The organism is Mycobacterium sp. MAC_080597_8934 (genome assembly GCF_000523975.1).
Classification (GTDB): domain Bacteria; phylum Actinomycetota; class Actinomycetes; order Mycobacteriales; family Mycobacteriaceae; genus Mycobacterium; species Mycobacterium avium.
The window spans coordinates 35,715-54,311 of record NZ_JAOS01000001.1 but is presented as its reverse complement, the minus strand read 5'-3'; the positions used below and the strand labels follow the sequence as shown (position 1 = coordinate 54,311).

19 protein-coding genes and 1 pseudogene are annotated in these 18,597 nt (G+C 70.0%); 12 read left to right on the top strand and 8 right to left on the bottom strand.

Annotated features, from left to right (window positions below; all coding sequences use genetic code 11):
- Positions 1 to 19: 19 nt before the first annotated feature.
- Positions 20 to 829 carry a hypothetical protein gene (locus tag NF20_RS00245; protein ID WP_033717186.1) on the top strand — a complete coding sequence of 270 codons (810 nt, stop codon included), beginning with the start codon at positions 20 to 22 and terminating at the stop codon, positions 827 to 829.
- Here NF20_RS00245 and NF20_RS00240 read toward each other — a convergent pair.
- Positions 826 to 1,203: a hypothetical protein gene (locus NF20_RS00240; protein ID WP_003873375.1), complete on the bottom strand. Its 378-nt coding sequence runs from the start codon at positions 1,201 to 1,203 to the stop codon at positions 826 to 828. The genes NF20_RS00245 and NF20_RS00240 overlap by 4 nt on opposite strands.
- Positions 1,204 to 1,379: 176 nt before the next feature.
- Here NF20_RS00240 and NF20_RS00235 point away from each other — a divergent pair, with 176 nt between their 5' ends.
- From NF20_RS00235 to NF20_RS00225, 3 genes are all read left to right on the top strand, one after another.
- Positions 1,380 to 1,838, top strand: a complete 459-nt coding sequence (locus tag NF20_RS00235) for a lipoprotein LpqH (protein WP_003877012.1) — start codon at positions 1,380 to 1,382, stop codon at positions 1,836 to 1,838.
- Positions 1,839 to 1,935: 97 nt separating this feature from the next.
- Positions 1,936 to 3,624: a hypothetical protein gene (locus NF20_RS00230; protein WP_033711734.1), complete on the top strand. Its 1,689-nt coding sequence runs from the start codon at positions 1,936 to 1,938 to the stop codon at positions 3,622 to 3,624.
- Positions 3,615 to 5,003, top strand: coding sequence for a CHAT domain-containing protein (locus tag NF20_RS00225; RefSeq protein WP_081759488.1), 1,389 nt, complete (start codon positions 3,615 to 3,617; stop codon positions 5,001 to 5,003). The genes NF20_RS00230 and NF20_RS00225 overlap by 10 nt, the downstream gene beginning before the upstream one ends.
- A 2-nt stretch (positions 5,004 to 5,005) precedes the next feature.
- Here NF20_RS00225 and NF20_RS00220 read toward each other — a convergent pair whose 3' ends face one another.
- Positions 5,006 to 5,344: a hypothetical protein gene (locus tag NF20_RS00220; RefSeq protein ID WP_010948823.1), complete on the bottom strand. Its 339-nt coding sequence runs from the start codon at positions 5,342 to 5,344 to the stop codon at positions 5,006 to 5,008.
- Positions 5,345 to 5,388: 44 nt separating this feature from the next.
- Between NF20_RS00220 and NF20_RS00215 the strand changes: the two are divergent.
- From NF20_RS00215 to NF20_RS00205, 3 genes and pseudogenes are all read left to right on the top strand, one after another.
- Positions 5,389 to 6,715 (top strand): annotated as a pseudogene (locus NF20_RS00215) (hypothetical protein).
- On the top strand, positions 6,712 to 7,848 hold the full coding sequence (locus tag NF20_RS00210; RefSeq protein WP_033711731.1) for a hypothetical protein: 1,137 nt from the start codon (positions 6,712 to 6,714) through the stop codon (positions 7,846 to 7,848). Before NF20_RS00215 ends, NF20_RS00210 begins: the two are co-directional and overlap by 4 nt.
- A gap of 38 nt (positions 7,849 to 7,886) precedes the next feature.
- Complete coding sequence (locus NF20_RS00205; protein WP_023864237.1) at positions 7,887 to 8,954, top strand: dihydrodipicolinate reductase; 1,068 nt, start codon at positions 7,887 to 7,889, stop codon at positions 8,952 to 8,954.
- A gap of 15 nt (positions 8,955 to 8,969) precedes the next feature.
- Here NF20_RS00205 and NF20_RS27525 read toward each other — a convergent pair whose 3' ends face one another.
- Positions 8,970 to 9,131 carry a hypothetical protein gene (locus NF20_RS27525; RefSeq protein ID WP_019733599.1) on the bottom strand — a complete coding sequence of 54 codons (162 nt, stop codon included), beginning with the start codon at positions 9,129 to 9,131 and terminating at the stop codon, positions 8,970 to 8,972.
- A 51-nt stretch (positions 9,132 to 9,182) separates the two neighbouring features.
- Here NF20_RS27525 and NF20_RS00200 point away from each other — a divergent pair, with 51 nt between their 5' ends.
- From NF20_RS00200 to NF20_RS00190, 3 genes are read left to right on the top strand one after another with little or no spacing between them, the layout of a single operon-like run.
- Positions 9,183 to 9,878: a cutinase family protein gene (locus NF20_RS00200; protein WP_003873384.1), complete on the top strand. Its 696-nt coding sequence runs from the start codon at positions 9,183 to 9,185 to the stop codon at positions 9,876 to 9,878.
- A gap of 22 nt (positions 9,879 to 9,900) precedes the next feature.
- The gene (locus tag NF20_RS00195; protein ID WP_003873385.1) at positions 9,901 to 10,884 is read left to right on the top strand and encodes an NAD-dependent epimerase/dehydratase family protein; all 984 of its coding nucleotides are present in this window, start codon (positions 9,901 to 9,903) and stop codon (positions 10,882 to 10,884) included.
- Positions 10,881 to 11,456 (top strand): TetR/AcrR family transcriptional regulator, encoded by a 576-nt coding sequence (locus NF20_RS00190; protein WP_023871476.1) that lies wholly within the window; start codon positions 10,881 to 10,883, stop codon positions 11,454 to 11,456. The genes NF20_RS00195 and NF20_RS00190 overlap by 4 nt, the downstream gene beginning before the upstream one ends.
- Positions 11,457 to 11,460: 4 nt before the next feature.
- On the opposite strand, the gene NF20_RS00185 is transcribed toward NF20_RS00190, so the two are convergent.
- Positions 11,461 to 12,663 (bottom strand): cytochrome P450, encoded by a 1,203-nt coding sequence (locus NF20_RS00185; RefSeq protein WP_009974588.1) that lies wholly within the window; start codon positions 12,661 to 12,663, stop codon positions 11,461 to 11,463.
- 6 nt (positions 12,664 to 12,669) lie between these two features.
- On the opposite strand from NF20_RS00185, the gene NF20_RS00180 reads away from it, so the two are divergent.
- Positions 12,670 to 13,725 (top strand): rhomboid-like protein, encoded by a 1,056-nt coding sequence (locus NF20_RS00180; RefSeq protein WP_033711729.1) that lies wholly within the window; start codon positions 12,670 to 12,672, stop codon positions 13,723 to 13,725.
- Here the strand turns inward: NF20_RS00180 and NF20_RS00175 are convergent.
- From NF20_RS00175 to ligD, 3 genes are all read right to left on the bottom strand, one after another.
- The gene (locus NF20_RS00175) at positions 13,666 to 15,678 is read right to left on the bottom strand and encodes a glycoside hydrolase family 172 protein (RefSeq protein ID WP_033711728.1); all 2,013 of its coding nucleotides are present in this window, start codon (positions 15,676 to 15,678) and stop codon (positions 13,666 to 13,668) included. The genes NF20_RS00180 and NF20_RS00175 overlap by 60 nt on opposite strands.
- Before the next feature lie 204 nt (positions 15,679 to 15,882).
- A complete protein-coding gene (locus tag NF20_RS27520) occupies positions 15,883 to 16,056 on the bottom strand; it encodes a hypothetical protein (RefSeq protein ID WP_019733738.1) in 174 nt (57 codons plus the stop codon).
- 23 nt (positions 16,057 to 16,079) lie between these two features.
- Positions 16,080 to 17,108 (bottom strand): non-homologous end-joining DNA ligase, encoded by a 1,029-nt coding sequence (gene ligD, locus NF20_RS00170; protein WP_033711727.1) that lies wholly within the window; start codon positions 17,106 to 17,108, stop codon positions 16,080 to 16,082.
- A gap of 26 nt (positions 17,109 to 17,134) precedes the next feature.
- Between ligD and NF20_RS00165 the strand changes: the two genes are divergently transcribed.
- Positions 17,135 to 18,244 (top strand): ATP-dependent DNA ligase, encoded by a 1,110-nt coding sequence (locus tag NF20_RS00165; RefSeq protein ID WP_023861963.1) that lies wholly within the window; start codon positions 17,135 to 17,137, stop codon positions 18,242 to 18,244.
- Here NF20_RS00165 and NF20_RS00160 read toward each other — a convergent pair.
- Positions 18,211 to 18,558 (bottom strand): hypothetical protein, encoded by a 348-nt coding sequence (locus NF20_RS00160; protein WP_023861964.1) that lies wholly within the window; start codon positions 18,556 to 18,558, stop codon positions 18,211 to 18,213. The genes NF20_RS00165 and NF20_RS00160 overlap by 34 nt on opposite strands.
- Positions 18,559 to 18,597: the final 39 nt, after the last annotated feature.

The window sequence follows — 18,597 nt, the reverse complement described above, 5'->3', positions numbered from 1 at the left end:
GTCTTGCATGAGGAGGCTTATGGGGCGCAAGGTCGCCATCCCGTGGCACGCGTCATTTTCGATCGCTGCCGGCGTCCTCTACTTCTTCTTCGTGTTGCCCCGCTGGCCCGAACTGATGGGTGACACGACGCATTCGCTGGGGACGGCGCTGCGGATCGTGGCGGGTGTGCTGGTCGCGCTGGCGGCGCTGCCGGTGGTGTTCACCCTGTTGCGCACCCGCAAGCCCGAGCTGGGCACGCCGCAGCTGGCGTTGTCGCTGCGGGTCGCCTCGATCGTGGCGCACGTGCTGGCCGGGTTGTTGATCATCGGGACGGCGGTCAGCGAGATCTGGCTGAGCCTGGATGCCGCCGGCCGGTGGTTGTTCGGGATTTACGGCGCGGCCGCCGCGATCGCGCTGCTCGGCATTTTCGCGTTCTACCTCTCGTTCGTCGCGGAACTGCCACCGCCGCCGCCCAAACCGATCAAGGCCAAGAAGCCCAAGAAGCGCCGGCTGCGTCGCAAGAAGGCCGGCGAAGAGGCGGAGACGGCCGAAACGGCTGAAGCGGAAGAGGCCGACGAGACCGAAGCGGCGCAGACCGTCACGGCCGAAACCGAAGCAGCCGAAGCAACCGAAGCAGCCGAAGACACCGCCGAGGCCGAGAAGCCCGCCGCGGCAGAGCCCGAAGCCGAGACGCCCGCGGCCGAGGACAGCGACGAATCGCGGGCCAAGCTGCGCAACCGCCGCCCGACGGGCAAGGGCACGCACCGGATGCGGCGCCGGCGCACCCGGGCCGGCGTCGCGGTCGACCAAACCGCCGAGCAGTCCGGCGACGACGCCGACGAGGACTAGCGCGCCACCGCCAGCAGCACCGGAATCGGCGTGTTCTCGTCGGTGTGATAACTCGCGCACACCCGGTGATAGCCATCGGCGATCTGCAACGGGACACCGGCCAGGAAGTCGCCCCGCACCAACAGGATCGGCGACAGCGGTAGGCCCTTCTCGATCTTGGTGAGGTCCGCGGCGACGTGCGGGTTGTCCACCGGCAGCAGGTCCAGCCGCGCCGCCCGCAGAATGTCCTTCGCCTTGCGCTGCATCACCGTGGCGCGCTTGAGCTTCTTGATCACCTTCTTCACGGTCTGCGCGTCCGCGAGCATGCTCAGGTAATCGGCTGCCGCCGGAAAGTCATGGGCCTCAGGGGCTTCCAGCCATTTCACGCTGAGCATCGCGTGCCTCCCGTCACCCGCGCCGACACCGAGGCAGCCTACCGCCTGGGCGCCCCGAAATTTGGGATTGGTAGCGATCCGGGCGGTCTGTACTGACGCCAGGACGACGCCATCGGGGCGGCGCACGAAGGAAGGAACCACACGTGAAACGTCTACTCGCAGCTGCGACGGGGATCTTGGGCTGCGCTGCGGCCGCGGTGACGCTGGTCGGCTGCTCGAGCGGCGGCCACTCGGCCGCTCCGGCATCGAGCACCGCGCCCAGCGCCTCCACCGGCACCAACGCTCAGGTCAAGGTGGGCGGCGCCGACCTGCCGGGCGTCAACCCCGCCTCGGTCACCTGCGTGCGCACCGGCGGCAAGATCGACATCGGCAGCGGCTCCACCGGCGGCGCCCAGCAGGCGCTGGCCGTGGTGCTGACCGACGAGGCCACCCCGAAGGTCGAGTCGCTGGCGCTGGTCGTCGACGGCAACGCGCTGGCGGTCAGCAACAACATGGGCGCCAAGGTGGGGTCGGCCGACGTCGCGGTCGACGGCAAGACCTACACCATCACCGGCCAGGCGCAGGGCGCCGACATGAAGAACCCGATGGCCGGGATGATCACCAAGGACTTCAGCATCAAGGTGTCCTGCGGCTGATCGGTTGCGGCCCACGAGCGGCGGACGTGCCTCACTCACGCGTCCGCCGCTCGCGGTTCGGCCGACCAGAGCACCGCCGCGGTCTTATGATGCAGCCGTGTCGATCCCGGACGGGCTGCAGCGGGCCCGTCGCATGGCGTTAGCGGCCGACGAGGCCGGCGCCCGCGATCTGCTGTTGTCCCTGATACCGCGCATCGAACGGGACGACCGAGACGATCTCATGCTGGAAGTGCTTGCCCAGCTTGGCGAGATCTACCTGGCGCGCGGCGCCGACGACGGCGTCGAGGAATCGATCCGGCGCATCCAAGACTGCCTGGCCGCCTATGCGAGCATGCCCGCCGACGCCGAGAACGCGCGCATGATCTGCCGCTACTCGCGGCGGGCCAGGTTCCTGCAAACGGGCTTGGCCGCCGCCCGCGGCGACCACGAAGGCGCCGCGGCGGCCCTGGACCTGTTGAGCGACACCGGCGGCGAATTCCCCGAGCTCGCCGCCGAACACGCGCAGCTGTGCGCTCGCGCGCGGGTGCTGTGCGCCACCGCGCTGTGCGACGACGACCTGCACGTGCAATCGGTTCCGTTGTGGGACAAGATACTTGAGCACATCGGCGACAGCGGCGGCGGCGACGAGAACGCCGATCACCTGTGGGTCACCGCGGCCACCGGATACGGCAGGTTCTGCGTCGAAACGGGGCGGTTGGCCGAAGCCGAGCCGTGGTTACGCCGCGCCGAGGCGCGGGCCGACGCCCACGGCTGGGAATTAGCCAGGGCCAGAGCACAATTGGAGCGGGCGGCGGCGCGCTGGGCGGCCAACGACCATGCCGGCACCGAACAGCTGGTGACGCAGGCCTATCCCATCATCGCCCGGCATGCCCGCGCGCACGACGTCGCACGCTGCTGGCTGTACCTGGGACTCACCCGGCTGGGGTCGGGTGCCCTGGAAGCCGCCGACAAATGCTGGGAACACGCCGAGCGGCACTGGCGCGAGTTGGGAAAGCCGCTGCACCTTCACCGTATTCTGTTGCAGCGCAGCTGGATAGCGATCTTCTGGAGTCGCTTCGCCGACGCCGTCGAGCTGATCGCCCAGGCCCGGGAACTGCTGGACTCCTCACCGCGCAGCAGCTGGCTGCAGTACGCGCAGCTGGACAGTCATCTCGGAACGGTGTGGCGCGCCGACGCTCTGGCGGACCTGGGTTTCGACAGCTCCGGCGACCCCGAGGAGTCGCTGCAGGAGACCGAGGCGCGCCAGGCCGAGGGCCTCGGCATCCTGCGCGGCGAGGTCGGCACACCGGAATACCGGCGCGGCATGAGCAAGCTGCAGCAGGCGGCCGAGTTGAAAGTGCCCGCCGCGCTGGCGGTCGACTCGGTGCGGTATTCGATCGCCGACGCCGACGCGCGAGCACGCTGGGCCACCACCATCGCGGCGCCCATCCTGGCCGGCGCGTTCGCGGTGGCCTGGGAGTGGGAGAACACCGCGCTCATCAGTGAGCTGGTGGAATACCACAGCGCGCGAGGGACTTTCGAAGCCCTGCAGCGCCCGCAGACCGGCGAATGGGCGTCCACGGCCGTCGCATCGGTTCCGCTGGACACCGGCGCCGAGCCCGCCGCGCTGGCCGCCGCCGGGCCGCCGGTGGCCGGCGGTGTGTCGCTGACCCGGCTGGGGCCGTTGCCGCCGTTGCGGATGCACCCGGGCGAGGCGCCGATCCTGGACCACTACCGCACGCTGGCCGTGCAACGCTACGGGCGCGCCGTCACCGCCGACGAGCCGGCCTGGTCGACGTGGCCGTGACCGAATCCGGCCGGCTGACACTGGTACTGCGCTACGCCGACCTTGGCATCGCCACCTACGCCAGCCTGCGGATCGTCGGGCAGCCCGAGCGGACCGTCGCCTGGGTGGTGGAGGAACCGCTGCTGCTGGCCGCCCTGCAGGAGCTCGCCGCCGCGTTGCCCGAGCCGCACGACGCCGAGAATCGGCGTGCCGCCATCGGCCGCGCGCTGAGCACCGGGGCCTTCGCCGCACCGGACACCGAACTCACGCTCGCCTACATCCTGGGCGTGCTGCTGATCGGCAGCGCGGGCTGGCAGCTGTTGACCGAATGTGTGTCGTCGCCGCGGGCGGTGCTGTTCGTCTCGCCCAGCGCGCGGCTGGCCCGGGTGCCCTGGGGGCTGCTGGCGATCCCGAAATCGGGGCCCAGCAAGGAGGAGCTGGTGCGCGCCCGCCAGGACGCGATCACCGCCGCCGGGCGCGCCGCGGCCCAAATCCCCTGGCGTCTAGGGGATTTGGCCGCACTGACCGACGGGCATCGGCTGATGGAACTGGTCGAGGTGCTGATGGCGGTTCCCCCCAACATTGTGCACGCGCCGCGGACGGCCACCGAATGGGACGCCCGGCGCGACGGGCCGCCGTTGCTGGTGCTCGACCCGCGGGTGCCCGGGCAGCGGCCGGACTCCGCGCTCGGGTCGGTGCTGGGCAGGCCGTCGCCGGACACGCCGGTCGGCCGGCACTTCGCCGAGCTGATGCGGCGGCGACCCGTGCTGCCGCGGGTCGACGCGGTGGTCGACTTGTTCCGCCGGCGCGACGCCGACCGCCGCTGGCTGGCCGGGCTGCTGGCCCGATCCCCGTGCCGGCTGCTCTATGTCGGGCATGCCAGTTCGGCGGACGACGATCACCGGCACGGCGGCCGCGCCGATCGGGCGGCCCTGCATCTGGCCGACCCGGCGGCGGTGCCCGGCGACGCCAACGCCATCGGCGATCACCGGCCGCTGACCGCCTCGGATTTGATGGCGCTGCGGTTGCCGATGCCGCCGCGGGTGGCGCTGCTGGCCTGCGGGTCGGGCGGCGACTATCAGTTCGACGAGGCGACCGGTCTGGTGGCGGCGATGATCCTGAACGGGGCGCAGCTGGTGACCGCGACGCTGTGGTCGCTGCCGACGACCGCCGCCTACCGGCAATTCGCGATGCCGGCCCCCAAATCCCCCGAATCCGTCGACCCGATGGCCGATCTGGTGTCCGCCGTCGACACCGTGCACGACGCTGCCGCCGACGCCGGGTGCGCGCTGAACCGGTGGCAGCGCGCCCAGATGCGACGCTGGCGCGACGGGGATCGTGTTGCCAGCCCGCTGTATTGGGCCGCACTGGCCACCTTCACCGTCGATGGTGCGCGCTAGTGCTACAGCGCCGCCACCCATGCCGCATGCACGGCCAGCACGTCGTCGGGCAGCGAAAGCTCCTCGCGGGCAGCGGGATCGAAGGCGACCAGCACAACGAGCCCGGGCCGCAGCACGGACAGGTCCAGGTCGGCATCGCAGCGCGCCAGCTTGCCGATGAACGTCTCCCCCGACACGGCCACCACCTCGATGAAGACCTGACGCTTGACCTTGCGCACGGTGCCGACTCCGACGGTGCGGTTGCCGACGTCCCGGCGGCGGCGGGATTTGAGCCAGTCGGCCAGCCGCAGCAGTGTGTTCATCCGCTCAGGGTGACGCGGCCGATCGGCTACCGAACCCAACTTCGCGGCTGCCGCAACCGTTGCGCCGGCCCTATTCTGTGCTGATGAGCGCCGAACCGCAGCCGCCGACCGTGCCGGCGGCGCGGCGGCGGGGCACCCCGCCGGTCGGTGATCGAGGCGGCGTGGCGGGCGATCGGGCCCGGCGTGGAGGTGCTCAGCGCCGACGACGGCGGCCCGTTGAGCCGCACCATCAAACGCATCATCGACCCGTTGGTGTTGCGGCTGCGGTCCAACCCGGCGTATTCGGCCCCGGTCGTCACGCCCGAGACGGCCGCGGCCATGCACGAGCTGATCGTCGGCAGCGGGCCCGAATTACGCGCTGCTGCAGCATGGTTCGAGGCGCTCAAGCTGGAACGACGCCGACAGCGGATCCGCACCGGCAACGCGCAGGAACTCTACTTCCCGGTCTGCTTCGAACTGGCGGTGACCAAGGGCGCGCCGGCGCCGCACGATAACGAGACGGCGGCCGCCGTGCTCGCCGACATCCACCGGGATCGCGACCGCACCGCGATCGAGGTTCTGCACCGATACGCCGGCAACCCCGATGTCGTTGCCGCGCTGGCCGATCAGCTGCAGCGCAGCTGGCGCGACGTGCGGGCCGGGCCCGTCGACGCCGGCCCGTTTCTGGCCGAGCTCGCCACCGTGCTGGGGATGGCCGGAGGCCATCGCGGCGCGGCGGCCCGCCAACGCGTCTGGTCGGCGATGATCACCGACGCCACGCCCTACAATCTCGGGGCGCTGGCCCACACAGATTGCGCCTCGCTGCCCTGGTCCATCGTCGAGGTTGGGTTGAGTTCCGTTGAGCCGCAACGTGTCCCGGAGGTCGCGGCGGCCTCCGAGGGGGAGCGCCCGCTGGAACGCAGCGTGCTGGACCGGGTGCGCGCCACCCTGCGGCGCGCCCTGGACCGCGACGCGCTGCCCGACATCCCGTTGCTGTGCGAGGAGGAGGTCGACCGGGCCTGCGCGCCCTGGGGATTGCTGGCCGAGGACAAGCAGGCCACGCTGGTGGCCGGCATCGAGGTCGCCGTGCAGCTGGCCCCGCTGGACCCGTCCGCCTGCTGCCGCGACGACCTGGCGGCGCAGATCCAGGCGCGGCTGCGCAAGGAAGCCTACGTCTTGCACGCCCGACGCTATCTTGCCGACAACGGCCCGATCCATCCCCGCCAGCAGCAGGTGGTCGACGACCTCGCCGTCTTCGCGCAGCCCTACCTGAATCGGCTGTGGGCGCGGCTGCACGGGCGCGACGTGTGGCAGGAGCCCTGCGACGACGTCGACGACGTGCGGGCGCTGCTCGACGGGGTGGCCCGCTCGGTGAGCCTCGACCACCGGCAGCGGATCAAGGCGATGCTGGAATTGCAGGTGGCCGGATGAGATTGGTTGCCGATTCCGGGCTTTGGACCACCGGCCGGGCAGACGTCACCGAGGAGCCGCCGCTGCTGGCCCTGCTGGAGGTCAGCGGCGCGGTGCTGTCGTGGACCCTGGACGATCCGGACGACGCGCCGCCCCGGCTCACCTTCACCGACGTGTCGCGGGCGGACTGGTTGTGGCGGGTGCTCGGCGAAGCCGGGCATGTGGCGCTGGTGTCGGCGGTGCGGGACGCGGCGGTCCCAGCGGGCGGCATCGAACTTGCCGGCGTCGACGTCGCGCCGGGCGCGCTGGCCCCGCTGCGCAGGCTGGCCACCGGTCACTGGTTGCGCCGCTGGTGGCCGGCCAGCAGGCAGGACGGCATCGCGGGCCTGGACCGGGCCCTGCTGGACGCCGAGCTCGCGCTGCTGACCGCGGGTGCGCAGCACTTCTTCCCCGACGACACCCTGGACTCCGACGTGGCCGGGCTGCTGGCGCCGCACGCCACCGCGCTGCTGGGCCATCTCGTCAGCCCCGATCCGCGGGTGGCGGACCTGGTGCGCGCGAGCGCCGGCCTGGCCGACGGCATCGGCGTGGACGCCGGGCGATGGCCGGAACTGCTTGCCGTGCTTGATGATTCGAGTCTGGTCGTGGCGCCGCCGAGCGATCGGCGCGACGACTACGCGCTGGCCGCCGGCGCCGGAGCCGGGCCCCGCGCGGCCGCCATCGCCCGCGGCGTCGCATCCGTCGCCTGGTCGGGGGTGCCGCCCGGTGTCTTCGATGCGGCCGAGGACACCGTCGGCTGGAGCATCCGGGTCGACGGTTCGGCCGTCGTCGCCGTCGTGCAGGCCGACGTCATCGGACCGGACCCGGCCACCGGGATCGCGGTGCGGCTGCGCTCGGCCGCCGTCGAGGGTGCGGGCGCCCTGGATGCCGCCGGCCGCGCGACCTTCCCGCTGACCGGCGCCCGCGAGGCACTGACCGAGTCGGCGGCCTGGGACCACGACTGGTCGGCGACCGAGGTGCAGGTCGGCGCCGCGGTGTCGACCGAGTCGCCGCACACCCGCGAGCGGGTGCGCCGGTGGGCGCGGGCACGGCTGGAGTCGCCGCCCCGGGACGCCTTCCTGGCCGAAATATTGGCCGCCGAATCTGCCTATTAGGCCTACTAAGAACCCCGCCGATTCCCTATGCTGAGCGAGTGCCAAACACCTATCGAGTGGTTCAGTGGAACACCGGCAACGTCGGCAAGAGCTCGCTGAAGTCGATCGTCACCAACCCCACGCTGGAACTGGTGGGCTGCTATGCCTGGTCGGCGGAGAAGGTCGGCCGCGACGCCGGTGAGCTGGTCGGCATCCCGCCGCTGGGGGTCGCGGCCACCAACGACGTCGACGAGCTGCTGGCCCTCAAGCCGGACTGCGTGGTCTACAACCCGATGTGGATCGACGTCGACGAACTGGTCCGCATCCTGTCCGCCGGCGTCAACGTGGTGACCACGGCGTCGTTCATCACCGGCGGAAACCTCGGCGACGGCCGGGACCGGATCCTGCAGGCCTGCCAGCAGGGCGGCGCCACCATCTTCGGCTCCGGCGTCAGCCCGGGTTTCGCCGAGCTGCTGGCCATCGTGTCGGCGATGGTGTGCAACCGGATCGACAAGGTCACCGTCAACGAGGCCGCCGACACCACCTTCTACGACTCGCCGGAGACCGAGAAGCCGGTCGGCTTCGGCCAGCCCATCGACCACCCGGACCTGCCGGCGATGGCGGCCAAGGGCACGGCCATCTTCGGCGAGGCCGTCCGGCTGGTGGGCGACGCACTCGGCGTGGAACTCGACGACGTGCGCTGCGTGGCCGAGTTCGCCCAGACCACCGAGGACCTGGTGATGGCGTCCTGGACCATTCCCGCGGGGCACGTCGCGGGCACCTACATCAGCTGGCAGGGCATCGTCGGCGACCAGGTGCTGATCGACTTGAACGTGCGGTGGCGCAAGGGACAGACGCTGGACCCGGACTGGAAGATCGAGCAGGACGGCTGGGTCATCCAGATCGACGGGCAGCCCACCGTGACCACCAAGGTGGGCTTCCTGCCGCCGCCGTACTTCGAGGCCACCACGATCGAGGAGTTCATGGACCTCGGTCACATCATGACCGCGATGCCGGCCATCAACGCGATCCCGGCCGTGGTCGCCGCGGCGCCCGGCATCGCCAGCTACGCCGACCTTCCGCTGACACTGCCCCGCGGCAACGCGCACGTCGCCGGCCGGCCATAGCGCCGCCGGTAGCCATCAGTCGGCGCGCTCCGGCGGCTCGGGATCGCCGGACCGATCGGGCGGCGACTCGTTGAGATAGCGCCGCAGCCGCAGCAGCTGATTGACGACGATGCCGATGCCCAGCAGCATCAGCCCCGCCACCACTGCCACCACGATCGCGGTGCTCACGGGGTCCATGATGGCAGGGTCGGGTTTGCGAATCCGCGTTTGCCGGGTAGAAAGCAGGCCATGAGCTTCCAGGTGCGGGCGGCGTTGACGGTCCTGACGGCCGCGGCGGCACTCTGCGTCGCGCCGATGCCGGGCGCGCCGGCGGCCGGCGCCGATCCGTGCCCGGACGTGGAAGTGGTGTTCGCCCGCGGCTCCGGGGAGCCACCCGGCATCGGCGGCATCGGTCAGCCCTTCGTGGACGCGTTGCGCTCGCAGATCGGCTCGCGATCGCTGGCCGTGTACGCGGTGAAATACCCTGCCAGCACTGACTTTTCGAATCCCGATTTCCCGGCCACCGTGATCGACGGAATCCGCGACGCCAGTTCGCATCTCGAGTCGATGGTGGCCAGTTGCCCCAACACCCGGGAGGTGCTGGGCGGCTACTCGCAGGGCGCCGCGGTGGCCGGCTACACCACGTCGGCGGTCGTGCCCCCGGGCGTGCCCGCCTCCGCGGTGCCCCCGCCGATGCCGCCGGAGGTCGCCAAACACGTCGCCGCGGTCACGCTGTTCGGCACGCCGTCGGGTCAGTTCCTGCAGAAGTATCACGCGCCGCCGTTGGCCATCGGCCCGCTGTATCAGCCCAAGACGCTGCAGCTGTGCGCCGTCGGCGACCCGATCTGCGGCACCGGCGGCGGCGACGACCTGGCCGCGCACACGTCGTATCCGGTGAACGGCATGACGAACCAGGCCGCCCAATACGTCTTTAGCCACCTGTAGCGGCCCTGGGAGAATGCGGGCCATGCGGGTTCTCATCACGGGCGGTACCGGATTCGTCGGCGGGTGGACCGCCAAGGCCATCTCCGATGCCGGGCATTCGATCCGGTTCCTGGTGCGAAACCCGGGCAAGCTGCACACCTCGGTCGCCAAACTGGGCGTCGACGTGTCGGACTTCGCCGTCGCCGACATCACCGATCGCGTCGCGGTGCGCGAGGCGTTGCAGGGCTGCGACGCCGTGGTGCACAGCGCCGCCCTGGTCGCCACCGACCCGCGCCAGACGGCCGAGATGCTCGCCACCAACATGCAAGGCGCCCAGAACGTGCTGGGCCAGTCCGTCGAGCTGGGCCTGGATCCCATCGTCCACGTGTCGAGCTTCACCGCGCTGTTCCATCCGGACCTGGAGACGCTGACGGCGGAGTTGCCGGTGGTCGGTGGGGCCGACGGCTACGGCACGTCCAAGGCGCAGGTGGAGATCTATGCCCGAGGGTTGCAGGATGCGGGCGCGCCGGTGAACATCACCTACCCGGGCATGGTGCTCGGCCCGCCGGTCGGCGACCAGTTCGGCGAGGCGGGTGAGGGCGTGCGGGCCGCCCTGCAGATGCACGCGATCCCGGGCCGCAGCGCGGCGTGGCTGATCGTCGACGTCCGCGATCTGGCGGCGCTGCATGCGGCGCTGCTGGAGCCCGGCCGCGGGCCGCGCCGCTACACCGCCGGCGGGCACCGGGTTCCCGCGAGCGACCTCGCCGCCCTGCTCGGCGAGGTGGCCGGCACGCCGATGGTCGCCGTCCCGATCCCGGACACCGCGCTGCGCGTCGCGGGCGCGGTGCTGGACCGGGCCGGCCGTTTCCTGCCGTTCGAGACCCCGTTCACCTGGGCGGGCATGCAGTACTACACCCAGATGCCGGCATCGGACGACTCGCCGAGCGAACGGGAACTCGGCATCACCTATCGGGATCCCCGGCAGACCCTGGCGGACACCTTCGCGGCCCTTTCCGCCACCTCATGACCCGACGGCCCCACCCGGGCGACTCCACCACCCGTGACCTGCTCATCAACGCGACCATCAAGGTGATGGTCGAGGACGGGTACGCCGCGGCGACGTCGCGCCGGGTGGCCGGCGAGGCCGGGGTGAAACCGGCGCTGGTGCACTACTACTTCCCCACCATGGACGAGCTGTATCTGGACGTCTTCCGGCGCGGCGCGGCCGCCTACCAGGAACGCCAGACCCGGGCGTTGACCTCCGACCGCCCGCTGCACGCCCTCTGGGACACCCTGATCGAGCCGAAGGACACCCGGCTGCTGCTGGAGTTCATGGGACTCGCCAACCACCGCAAGGCGATTCGCGCCGAGTTGGCGGCCTGGTTCGGGCGCTGGCGCGATACCCAGATCACCGCGCTGAATTCCATTGTCCGCGAACACGACATGGACGCCGGCGAATTTCCGCCGGCCGGCATCGCGGTCATCCTGGCCGCGATCGGGCGCATGCTGATCCTCGAAGATGCCCTCGGCGCCACCGCCGGACACGACGAGGCCGTCGCACTGGTCAACCGGTTCATCGACCGGTTCGAGTTGCCCTGACGGTTCAGGGCACCACGATCCGCAGCCGCTCCCAGCCCCGCACCGTCGACGTCGACGCCAATTGCGCTGTGTCGTAATCGATGTCCCATTCGGGCCATCGGTTCAGCAGCTCGTCCAGCGCCACCCGCCCCTCCAGCCGGGCCAGGTTGGCCCCCAGGCAGTAGTGCACGCCCTTGCCGAAGGTGATGTGCGAGATGTTGTCCCGGTGGATGTTGAAGGTGTCCGGGTCGGTGTAGCGGCGCGGGTCACGGTTGGCGGCGCCGAACAGCAGCAGCATGGCGCTGCCGGCCGGCACGGTGGTGCCGTAGCACTCGAAATCGGCCGCCATCCAGCGGGCGACGTGCGGCCCGGTGGGTTCGAAGCGCAGTGTCTCGTCGACGGTGCGGGTCAGCAGGGACCGATCCCGGTACACCTCGCGGCGCTGGTCGGGGTGTTCGGCGAGAACCTTTGCCAGCCAGCCGATCAGCCGGCCGGTGGTCTCGTTGCCCGCGCCGGCGACCACCTGGGTGTAGTGCAGCACCTCCTTGCGGGTCAGCTTGCGCCGCACCCCGTCCTCGTCGTCGAACTCGACGTTGAGCAGTGTCGTCATCAGGTCGTCGGAGGGATTCTTGGATCGCCATTCGACGTAGTCGGCATAGATCCGGCCGTCGGCGATGGAGTCGGCGTCGGCGACCCGCAGCGGCGCACCCGGCTTGGTGCGCAGGTTGGCGTCGTTGGCGTCGCGCACCGAAACCTGTTCGGACTCAGGGATTCCCAACAACATCCCGATCACCCGCATCGGCATCATCGACGCCAGCTCGGCGATGATGTCGAAGCTCGAGGAGCCGACCAGCGGATCCAGGCACCGAATGCAGTATTGCCGGATCTGGTCTTCCAGCGCAGCCATCCGGCGCGGGGTGAACACCCGCGACATCAGGCCGCGCAGCACGGTGTGCTCGGGCGGGTCCTGGAACATCATGACGCCGCCGGGCATGTCGAACTTCGACTGGATCAGCTCCAGGATGTCGCTGCGACGGTTGGAGAACACCTGCCAGTTCGCCAGCGCCCGTTCCACATCGGAATGCCGTGACAGCGCCCAGAAGTCGTACCGCTCGTTGTAGTAGATCGGTGCCTCTTCGCGCAGCCGCGCGTACGTCGGGTAGGGGTCGGTGATGATGCCGATGTCGTAGGGGTCGTAGTACACGGCCGTGTCGTTCGCGACGGTCATCGATGCATGTCCTTATTGACCTTGCCGTCCAGCCGGCCCATGCCAACCTCCACCGATCGGATGTTGGGCGATCGCCCAAATTTGTGCCGCAGGCCATGTCTAGCAGCATCGCGTCGAGTCCGTCAAGACGCCGCGGGCGGGCACCGATCTGTGAAGATTTGCGGCATCGGTGTGAAGGCTTCGTTAAGAACGAGGCACCGGCCGGCCCGGACCGGCACCGTAACAGGCATGACGGTCGTCGAGTTCACCGGCGGCGCCGCGCCGCGGGGTGCGCTGCCGCGCCGGTCCACGCTGCCCGGCCCGGGTTCGGTGCGGGTCACCGCCGCGTACGCCGCCGCGCTGCTGGTGGTCTATCTGGTCCTGGCGGCGCTGGGGCCGCACGCCCGCCAGGTCGCCGTCAGCCGGATGAGCACCAATGTGCACAACCTCGGGCGGGGCCAGCTGGGCACCTTGATCGGCAGCGCGTTCGTCGACGACGGCGGTGAGCTGTTCTTCTGGCTGCCCGGCCTGGTCTGCTTGTTGGCGCTGGGCGAGCTGCTGTGGCGCGGCAAGGGGCTGCTGGTCACCTTCGCCGTCGGCCACATCGGCGCCACGATGATCGTGGCGGTCGGGCTGGTCGCTGCCATCGAGTCCGGCATGCTCCCGGCCTCGGTGGCCCGCGCCAGCGACGTGGGGATCAGCTACGGCGCGATGTGCGTGCTCGGCGCCATCACCGCGGCGCTGCCGGTGCGCTGGCGCGGCGCGTGGGCCGGTTGGTGGTTGGGCACGGCGGTGGTGGCGACGGTGGGTGCGGACTTCACCGCCGTCGGCCACGTGGTGGCGCTGCTGCTCGGCATCGGCCTGTCGTTCCGGCTGCGGTCCACGGCCAGCTGGACGCCCGTCCACCTGGCGTTGCTGTGCGTCGGTGCCACGTTCGGCTATCTGCTGCTGGCCGGGGCGGCGTCGATGGCGCCGATCGGCGGGCTGGCGGGCGCGTTCATCGGTGTGCTGGCGCGCCGCCCGCTAGCCGGACGGCCCGACGAGCGCGTCGACGTGGTAGCGGCTGGCCGTCCAGGGCGGTGAGCCGGCGGTGGGCGTCAGCGTGACCGTCAGTTCCGCCTTGCCCGCGGTGACCGATCCCGGGACCGCATAGGTGTCGTCCAGCCAGCGGTGAAAAGGGTTGGCGCGCGGCTGCAACCAGTTGCCGACGGGGGCGCCGTCGATCGCGACGTCGGCCGATTGGAACCCGTTGACCTGGTCGCCGCTGCGGCGCAGCAGGACGCCGTGGTTGTCCGGATCGACCTGCACATGGAAGGTGATCGCCCCCTGGGCGCTGCGCACGGTGCCGGCGACCGGGTGGGTGTCTTCGGTGCCCTCGTACTCGCTGACCAGCAGCTGGTCGATCGCGTCGGTGTCGGTGTAGCCGTGCATGGCCCGGCTGAGCGGATCGGTCGGGTTGACGTCGTCGGTGCCGGTCAGCCCGGCGTCCGGCTGGGTGTAGAGGAATGCGGTTGAGCTGTAATCCGGTTCGACCATATTGCGTTTGCCGTGCTCGATGCCGAATCGGAGCGCCGAGTGATAGCCGATCGCCTCGGCCGGCATGATCCGGTACACGGCGACGCAGTAGTCGGCGCACCCGGCGGTGGCCGTGCGTTGGTCGGGTTGGCCGTTGAGCGGATCGCTGAAATGCGTGCCGTCCTTGAAGTACCAGCCGCCCTCGTAGAGGTCCTCGGTTCCGGTGCCGTACCACTGCGGGGAGGCGGCGCCGTCGGTGTAGACCCGCTCGGCCCCTTCCAGGAAGTAGGGGGCGTTGTCGCTGAACGCCGTTCGGGTCCGTTGGCCACGAATGGTCTGGCTGACGCCGACGAACTTGCCGCGGCCCTGTTCGTCGGCGAACGGCCAGTCCTGCCCGAGGATCGTCGGGCCGGCGTGGGAGCGCGCGGTGAAGTAGCCGGCCCGGCCGCTCGCCAGCGCGCCCGCCCACTGGGCGTCGGGAGTCGTCGTCACCTCCGCGGCTATCCCGGAGACCGGGCCGGCGCCGGTGTTGGCCAGGCTCACCCGCGCCGAGCGCGCGAAAGGCATTGGCCACCAACACCACAGCGCCATCGCTCCGTCGGGTTGCGGGAAGGCGGCGAACATCAGCGATCGCACCGGGGTGGGGCCGAGCCCCGCGCCGAAGAACTCGCCCAGCGGGGAGTCGACCGTGGTGCGGCCGTCGAACTCGATCCGCAGCCGCAACCCGGTCAGCGATTGATCGGCCGGGGCAGGCAGGTACAGCCGCAGTGCCGAGATGCTGGCCGGGCCAGTCGATTCGGCGATCGTCTGCTCGGCGCCACCGGGCAACTCGATCACCCGGTTGCTGTGCACCTCGCCGGGTGCGGCCGGTTTGGGGTCTACGGTGCCGGCGGCGCGAAACCTGTCCAGCACATCGACCGCGGGGTCGGCGGGTGAGAACGTACTCACTCCCTCGGCGGTCGGAAACTGTCGATAATCGACATGGTAGTACTCCAAATGGGATTCGACACTGATTCGCATCGACCGCCGGTAAGGCATCGGCACCTTGATGTAGTCGCCTCCCGGCGACTCACCGGCGTTGGCCACCAACGGCCACACGAACGGGGCGCCCAGCTGTCCGTCGACCAACGATTGCACCGGCGTGTCCAGCACGGTCTGCCCATCCAGCTCGACGCGGATGTTCCCGATCGCCCGGAGATTGCCGCCGTCACGGGTCAGCCAGATCGAATCAACCTCTCCCGCACCGTGATCCTCGGCGATGACGCAGCCGGCACCGCCGGGCGCCAGGCAGCCGCCGGTGCCGTTCTTGTTGCCGGTGGAGATGTCGAAATCACCGCCACTGCGGTCAAAGCTCGACAGCTGCAGGCTCTGCGTATCCGCACTCAAATACGGCAACAGGTCCAGCCGGCGGTAGGTATCCCAGCCCACCAGCCGGTCGCCGAATGGCCGTGCCGTCAAAGGCGACGGCTGCGCGGCGGCGGAGCCGGTCCCCGCGATCACCAGCATCAGTAACGCGAACATCGCGGGAAACAACCGAGCGGCCAACGGCCAAGCCGTATTTCGGTTCCCCCGAACACACTGTGCATCGCCCTGCATTGTCAGAAATGTAGGTCCATTCGCGTGCGCTCCATGCTATCGCCCATTGTGTCGTTCCGGAAGGCATTGCGAGATCAATCAGGTGACGTAATGCGTTGCTATTTCCGCGAATCCCTAGGTATTCCGTATTCAACTCACGTATGATAAGCGTTCTCGGGCGAAGCATTCCTTCTCGACGAACGGAGTGGTGATGTCTCGTTTGAAGTACAAACTCGTTCTCGGCATTGTTCTTGCCGCCACCGCCATCACAACCTCGGCCTGCACCACGCCGGTCACCATCGATTGCACGCCCTTCACCTGCATCGGTTGAGCGTCGCGGCGCGGGGTCAATTCTTCTTCTTGTGCTCCGTATCCCGGCTGGGCTGAATACGTTTGGGTTCGCCGGGCATTTTCGGGTAGTTCGGCGGGTAGGGCATGTCGCCGAGCCCGCGCTCCTCGTCGGCCTCGGCCATCCGCAGCAGCGGACCGATCGAATGGGCCACGTCATCGATTGCGGCCCAAGGGTTTTCGCGGACGCTGACCAGATCGGGCACCGTGGCCATGGTGTAGTCATCGGGGTCGGCGCCGGCCAGCTGGTCCCAGGTCAGTGGCATCGACACCGTCGCGATCGGGGTGCGCCGCACCGAATAGGCCGATGCCATGGTGCGGTCGCGGGCGTTCTGGTTGAAGTCGATGAAGATGCGCGCGCCGCGTTCTTCCTTCCACCAGGAGGTGGTGACGGCGTCGGGCGCGCGCCGCTCCACCTCCCGGGCCAGCGCGATGCCCGCCCGGCGCACCTCGACGAAATCCCAGTCCGTGGCGATGCGCAGGAAGACGTGGATGCCCCGGCCGCCGGACGTCTTCGGGTAGCCCACCAGCCCCAGCTCGTCGAGCAGCGGCCGCAGCACGTCGACCGCGACGCTGCGCGCCTGGGCAAAGGCGACACCGGGCTGCGGGTCCAGATCGATGCGGAGCTCGTCGGGATGGTCGGTGTCCGGGCAGCGCACCTGCCACGGGTGCAGGGTGACGGTGCCCATCTGTGCCGCCCACACGATGGCCGCCGGGTGGGTGACCTTGAGCGCGTCGGCGGTCCGTCCCGACGGAAACGTCACCCGGCAGGTCTGCAGGTAGTCGGGATGGTGCTGCGGAATCCGCTTCTGGTAGATCTCTTCGCCGTCGATGCCGTCCGGGAAACGCTGCAGGTGGGTGGGCCGGTCGCGCAGCGCGTCGAGCATCGGGCCGCCCGCGACGGCGCGGTAGTAGTCGATCAGGTGCCGCTTGGTGCCGTTCGACCCCAGCTTGGGGAAATACACCTTGTCCGGATTGGTCAGACGGACCGCGATGCCGTCGACGTCGACCTCTTCTGCAGCAGCCATACCTCCGATTCCAGCACAATCGGGCTATGGACCTTCCTGTCATGCCGCCGGTGTCGCCGATGCTGGCGAAGTCGGTCGGCGCGATTCCCCCGGCCGCGTCGTATGAGCCCAAGTGGGACGGCTTCCGGTCGATCTGTTTCCGCGACGGCGACGAGGTCGAGTTGGGCAGCCGCAACGAGCGGCCGATGACGCGCTACTTCCCTGAGTTGGTGGCGGCGGTGCGGGCGGAGCTGCCGCAGCGTTGCGTGATCGACGGGGAGATCGTCATCGCCACCGACCACGGCCTGGACTTCGAGGCGCTGCAACAACGCATCCATCCGGCCGAGTCGCGGGTGCGGATGCTGGCCGAGGCCACGCCGGCGTCGTTCATCGCCTTCGACCTGCTGGCGCTGGGCGACGAGGATTACACCGGCCGGCCGTTCCGCGAGCGGCGCGCGGCGCTACTGGAGGCGGTGGGCGGTCCGGGGCCCTCGATCCATGTCACGCCGGCGACCACCGATCTGGACACCGCGCTGCGGTGGTTCGACGAATTCGAGGGCGCCGGGCTCGACGGTGTGGTCGCCAAGCCGTTGGACATCACCTATCAGCCGGACAAGCGGGTGATGTTCAAGATCAAACACGAGCGGACGGCCGACTGTGTGGTGGCCGGTTATCGGGTGCACAAGTCCGGGGCGGACGCGATCGGCTCGTTGTTGCTGGGGCTGTATCAGGATGACGGCCAGCTCGCGTCGGTCGGCGTGATCGGCGCCTTCCCGATGGCCGAGCGGCGGCGGCTGTTCACCGAATTACAGCCGCTGGTCACCGATTTCGAGGACCACCCGTGGAGCTGGGCCGCGCACCAGGCCGGCGAGCGCACGCCCCGCAAGAACGAGTTCTCGCGCTGGAACGCCGGCAAGGACCTCTCGTTCGTCCCGCTGCGGCCCGAGCGGGTGGTCGAGGTCCGCTACGACCACATGGAGGGCCGGCGATTCCGTCATACCGCGCAGTTCAATCGATGGCGGCCGGACCGCGACCCACGCTCCTGCACCTACGAACAGCTCGAGCAGCCGGTGACGTTTCGCCTGGGCGACATCGTGCCGGGCCTCGGCGCGAGCCGCGCAGATCACAAGCCCGGCAAGCAGATTGGGGCTCCGTAGCACGGCGGCCCGCCGAGCGGCTGCCGGGGAGCGTCCCCCTCCCAGACGAATTGGCCGACGTTGCCCATGCCGCCGACGGGAACCCAGTACCAGTGGTGGCAGACGTTCATGTCCCAGCGGACATCGGGCATCGGCAACGGCTGTCCCGGGCACCAGTCGTGCGGGACCGTGAAATTGTCGGTCGGCAATGGGCCGATGAGATGCGGCGCGCTGGGTTGCGCGGCGGCCGAGGCGATCCCCAGGCCTGCCGCCGCGATGCCGCCGGCGAGCAGCACCCCGGCAACGATCGGCTTCCGGTGGTGGGTGGTGTTCATGACGCCAGCACAACGCTACGCCGCGGCTACCGATCCCAA

Coding starts and splice junctions, on each gene's coding strand:
- NF20_RS00240 (WP_003873375.1), bottom strand. CDS start 1,203: ATGCTCAGCGTGAAATGGCTGGAAGCCCCTGAGGCCCATGACTTTCCG.
- NF20_RS00160 (WP_023861964.1), bottom strand. CDS start 18,558: ATGAACACCACCCACCACCGGAAGCCGATCGTTGCCGGGGTGCTGCTC.
- NF20_RS00200 (WP_003873384.1), top strand. CDS start 9,183: ATGAGCTTCCAGGTGCGGGCGGCGTTGACGGTCCTGACGGCCGCGGCG.
- ligD (WP_033711727.1), bottom strand. CDS start 17,108: ATGGCTGCTGCAGAAGAGGTCGACGTCGACGGCATCGCGGTCCGTCTG.
- NF20_RS00190 (WP_023871476.1), top strand. CDS start 10,881: ATGACCCGACGGCCCCACCCGGGCGACTCCACCACCCGTGACCTGCTC.
- NF20_RS00165 (WP_023861963.1), top strand. CDS start 17,135: ATGGACCTTCCTGTCATGCCGCCGGTGTCGCCGATGCTGGCGAAGTCG.
- NF20_RS00175 (WP_033711728.1), bottom strand. CDS start 15,678: ATGTTCGCGTTACTGATGCTGGTGATCGCGGGGACCGGCTCCGCCGCC.
- NF20_RS27525 (WP_019733599.1), bottom strand. CDS start 9,131: ATGGACCCCGTGAGCACCGCGATCGTGGTGGCAGTGGTGGCGGGGCTG.
- NF20_RS27520 (WP_019733738.1), bottom strand. CDS start 16,056: ATGCAGGTGAAGGGCGTGCAATCGATGGTGACCGGCGTGGTGCAGGCC.
- NF20_RS00185 (WP_009974588.1), bottom strand. CDS start 12,663: ATGACCGTCGCGAACGACACGGCCGTGTACTACGACCCCTACGACATC.
- NF20_RS00245 (WP_033717186.1), top strand. CDS start 20: ATGGGGCGCAAGGTCGCCATCCCGTGGCACGCGTCATTTTCGATCGCT.
- NF20_RS00210 (WP_033711731.1), top strand. CDS start 6,712: ATGAGATTGGTTGCCGATTCCGGGCTTTGGACCACCGGCCGGGCAGAC.
- NF20_RS00195 (WP_003873385.1), top strand. CDS start 9,901: ATGCGGGTTCTCATCACGGGCGGTACCGGATTCGTCGGCGGGTGGACC.
- NF20_RS00180 (WP_033711729.1), top strand. CDS start 12,670: ATGTCCTTATTGACCTTGCCGTCCAGCCGGCCCATGCCAACCTCCACC.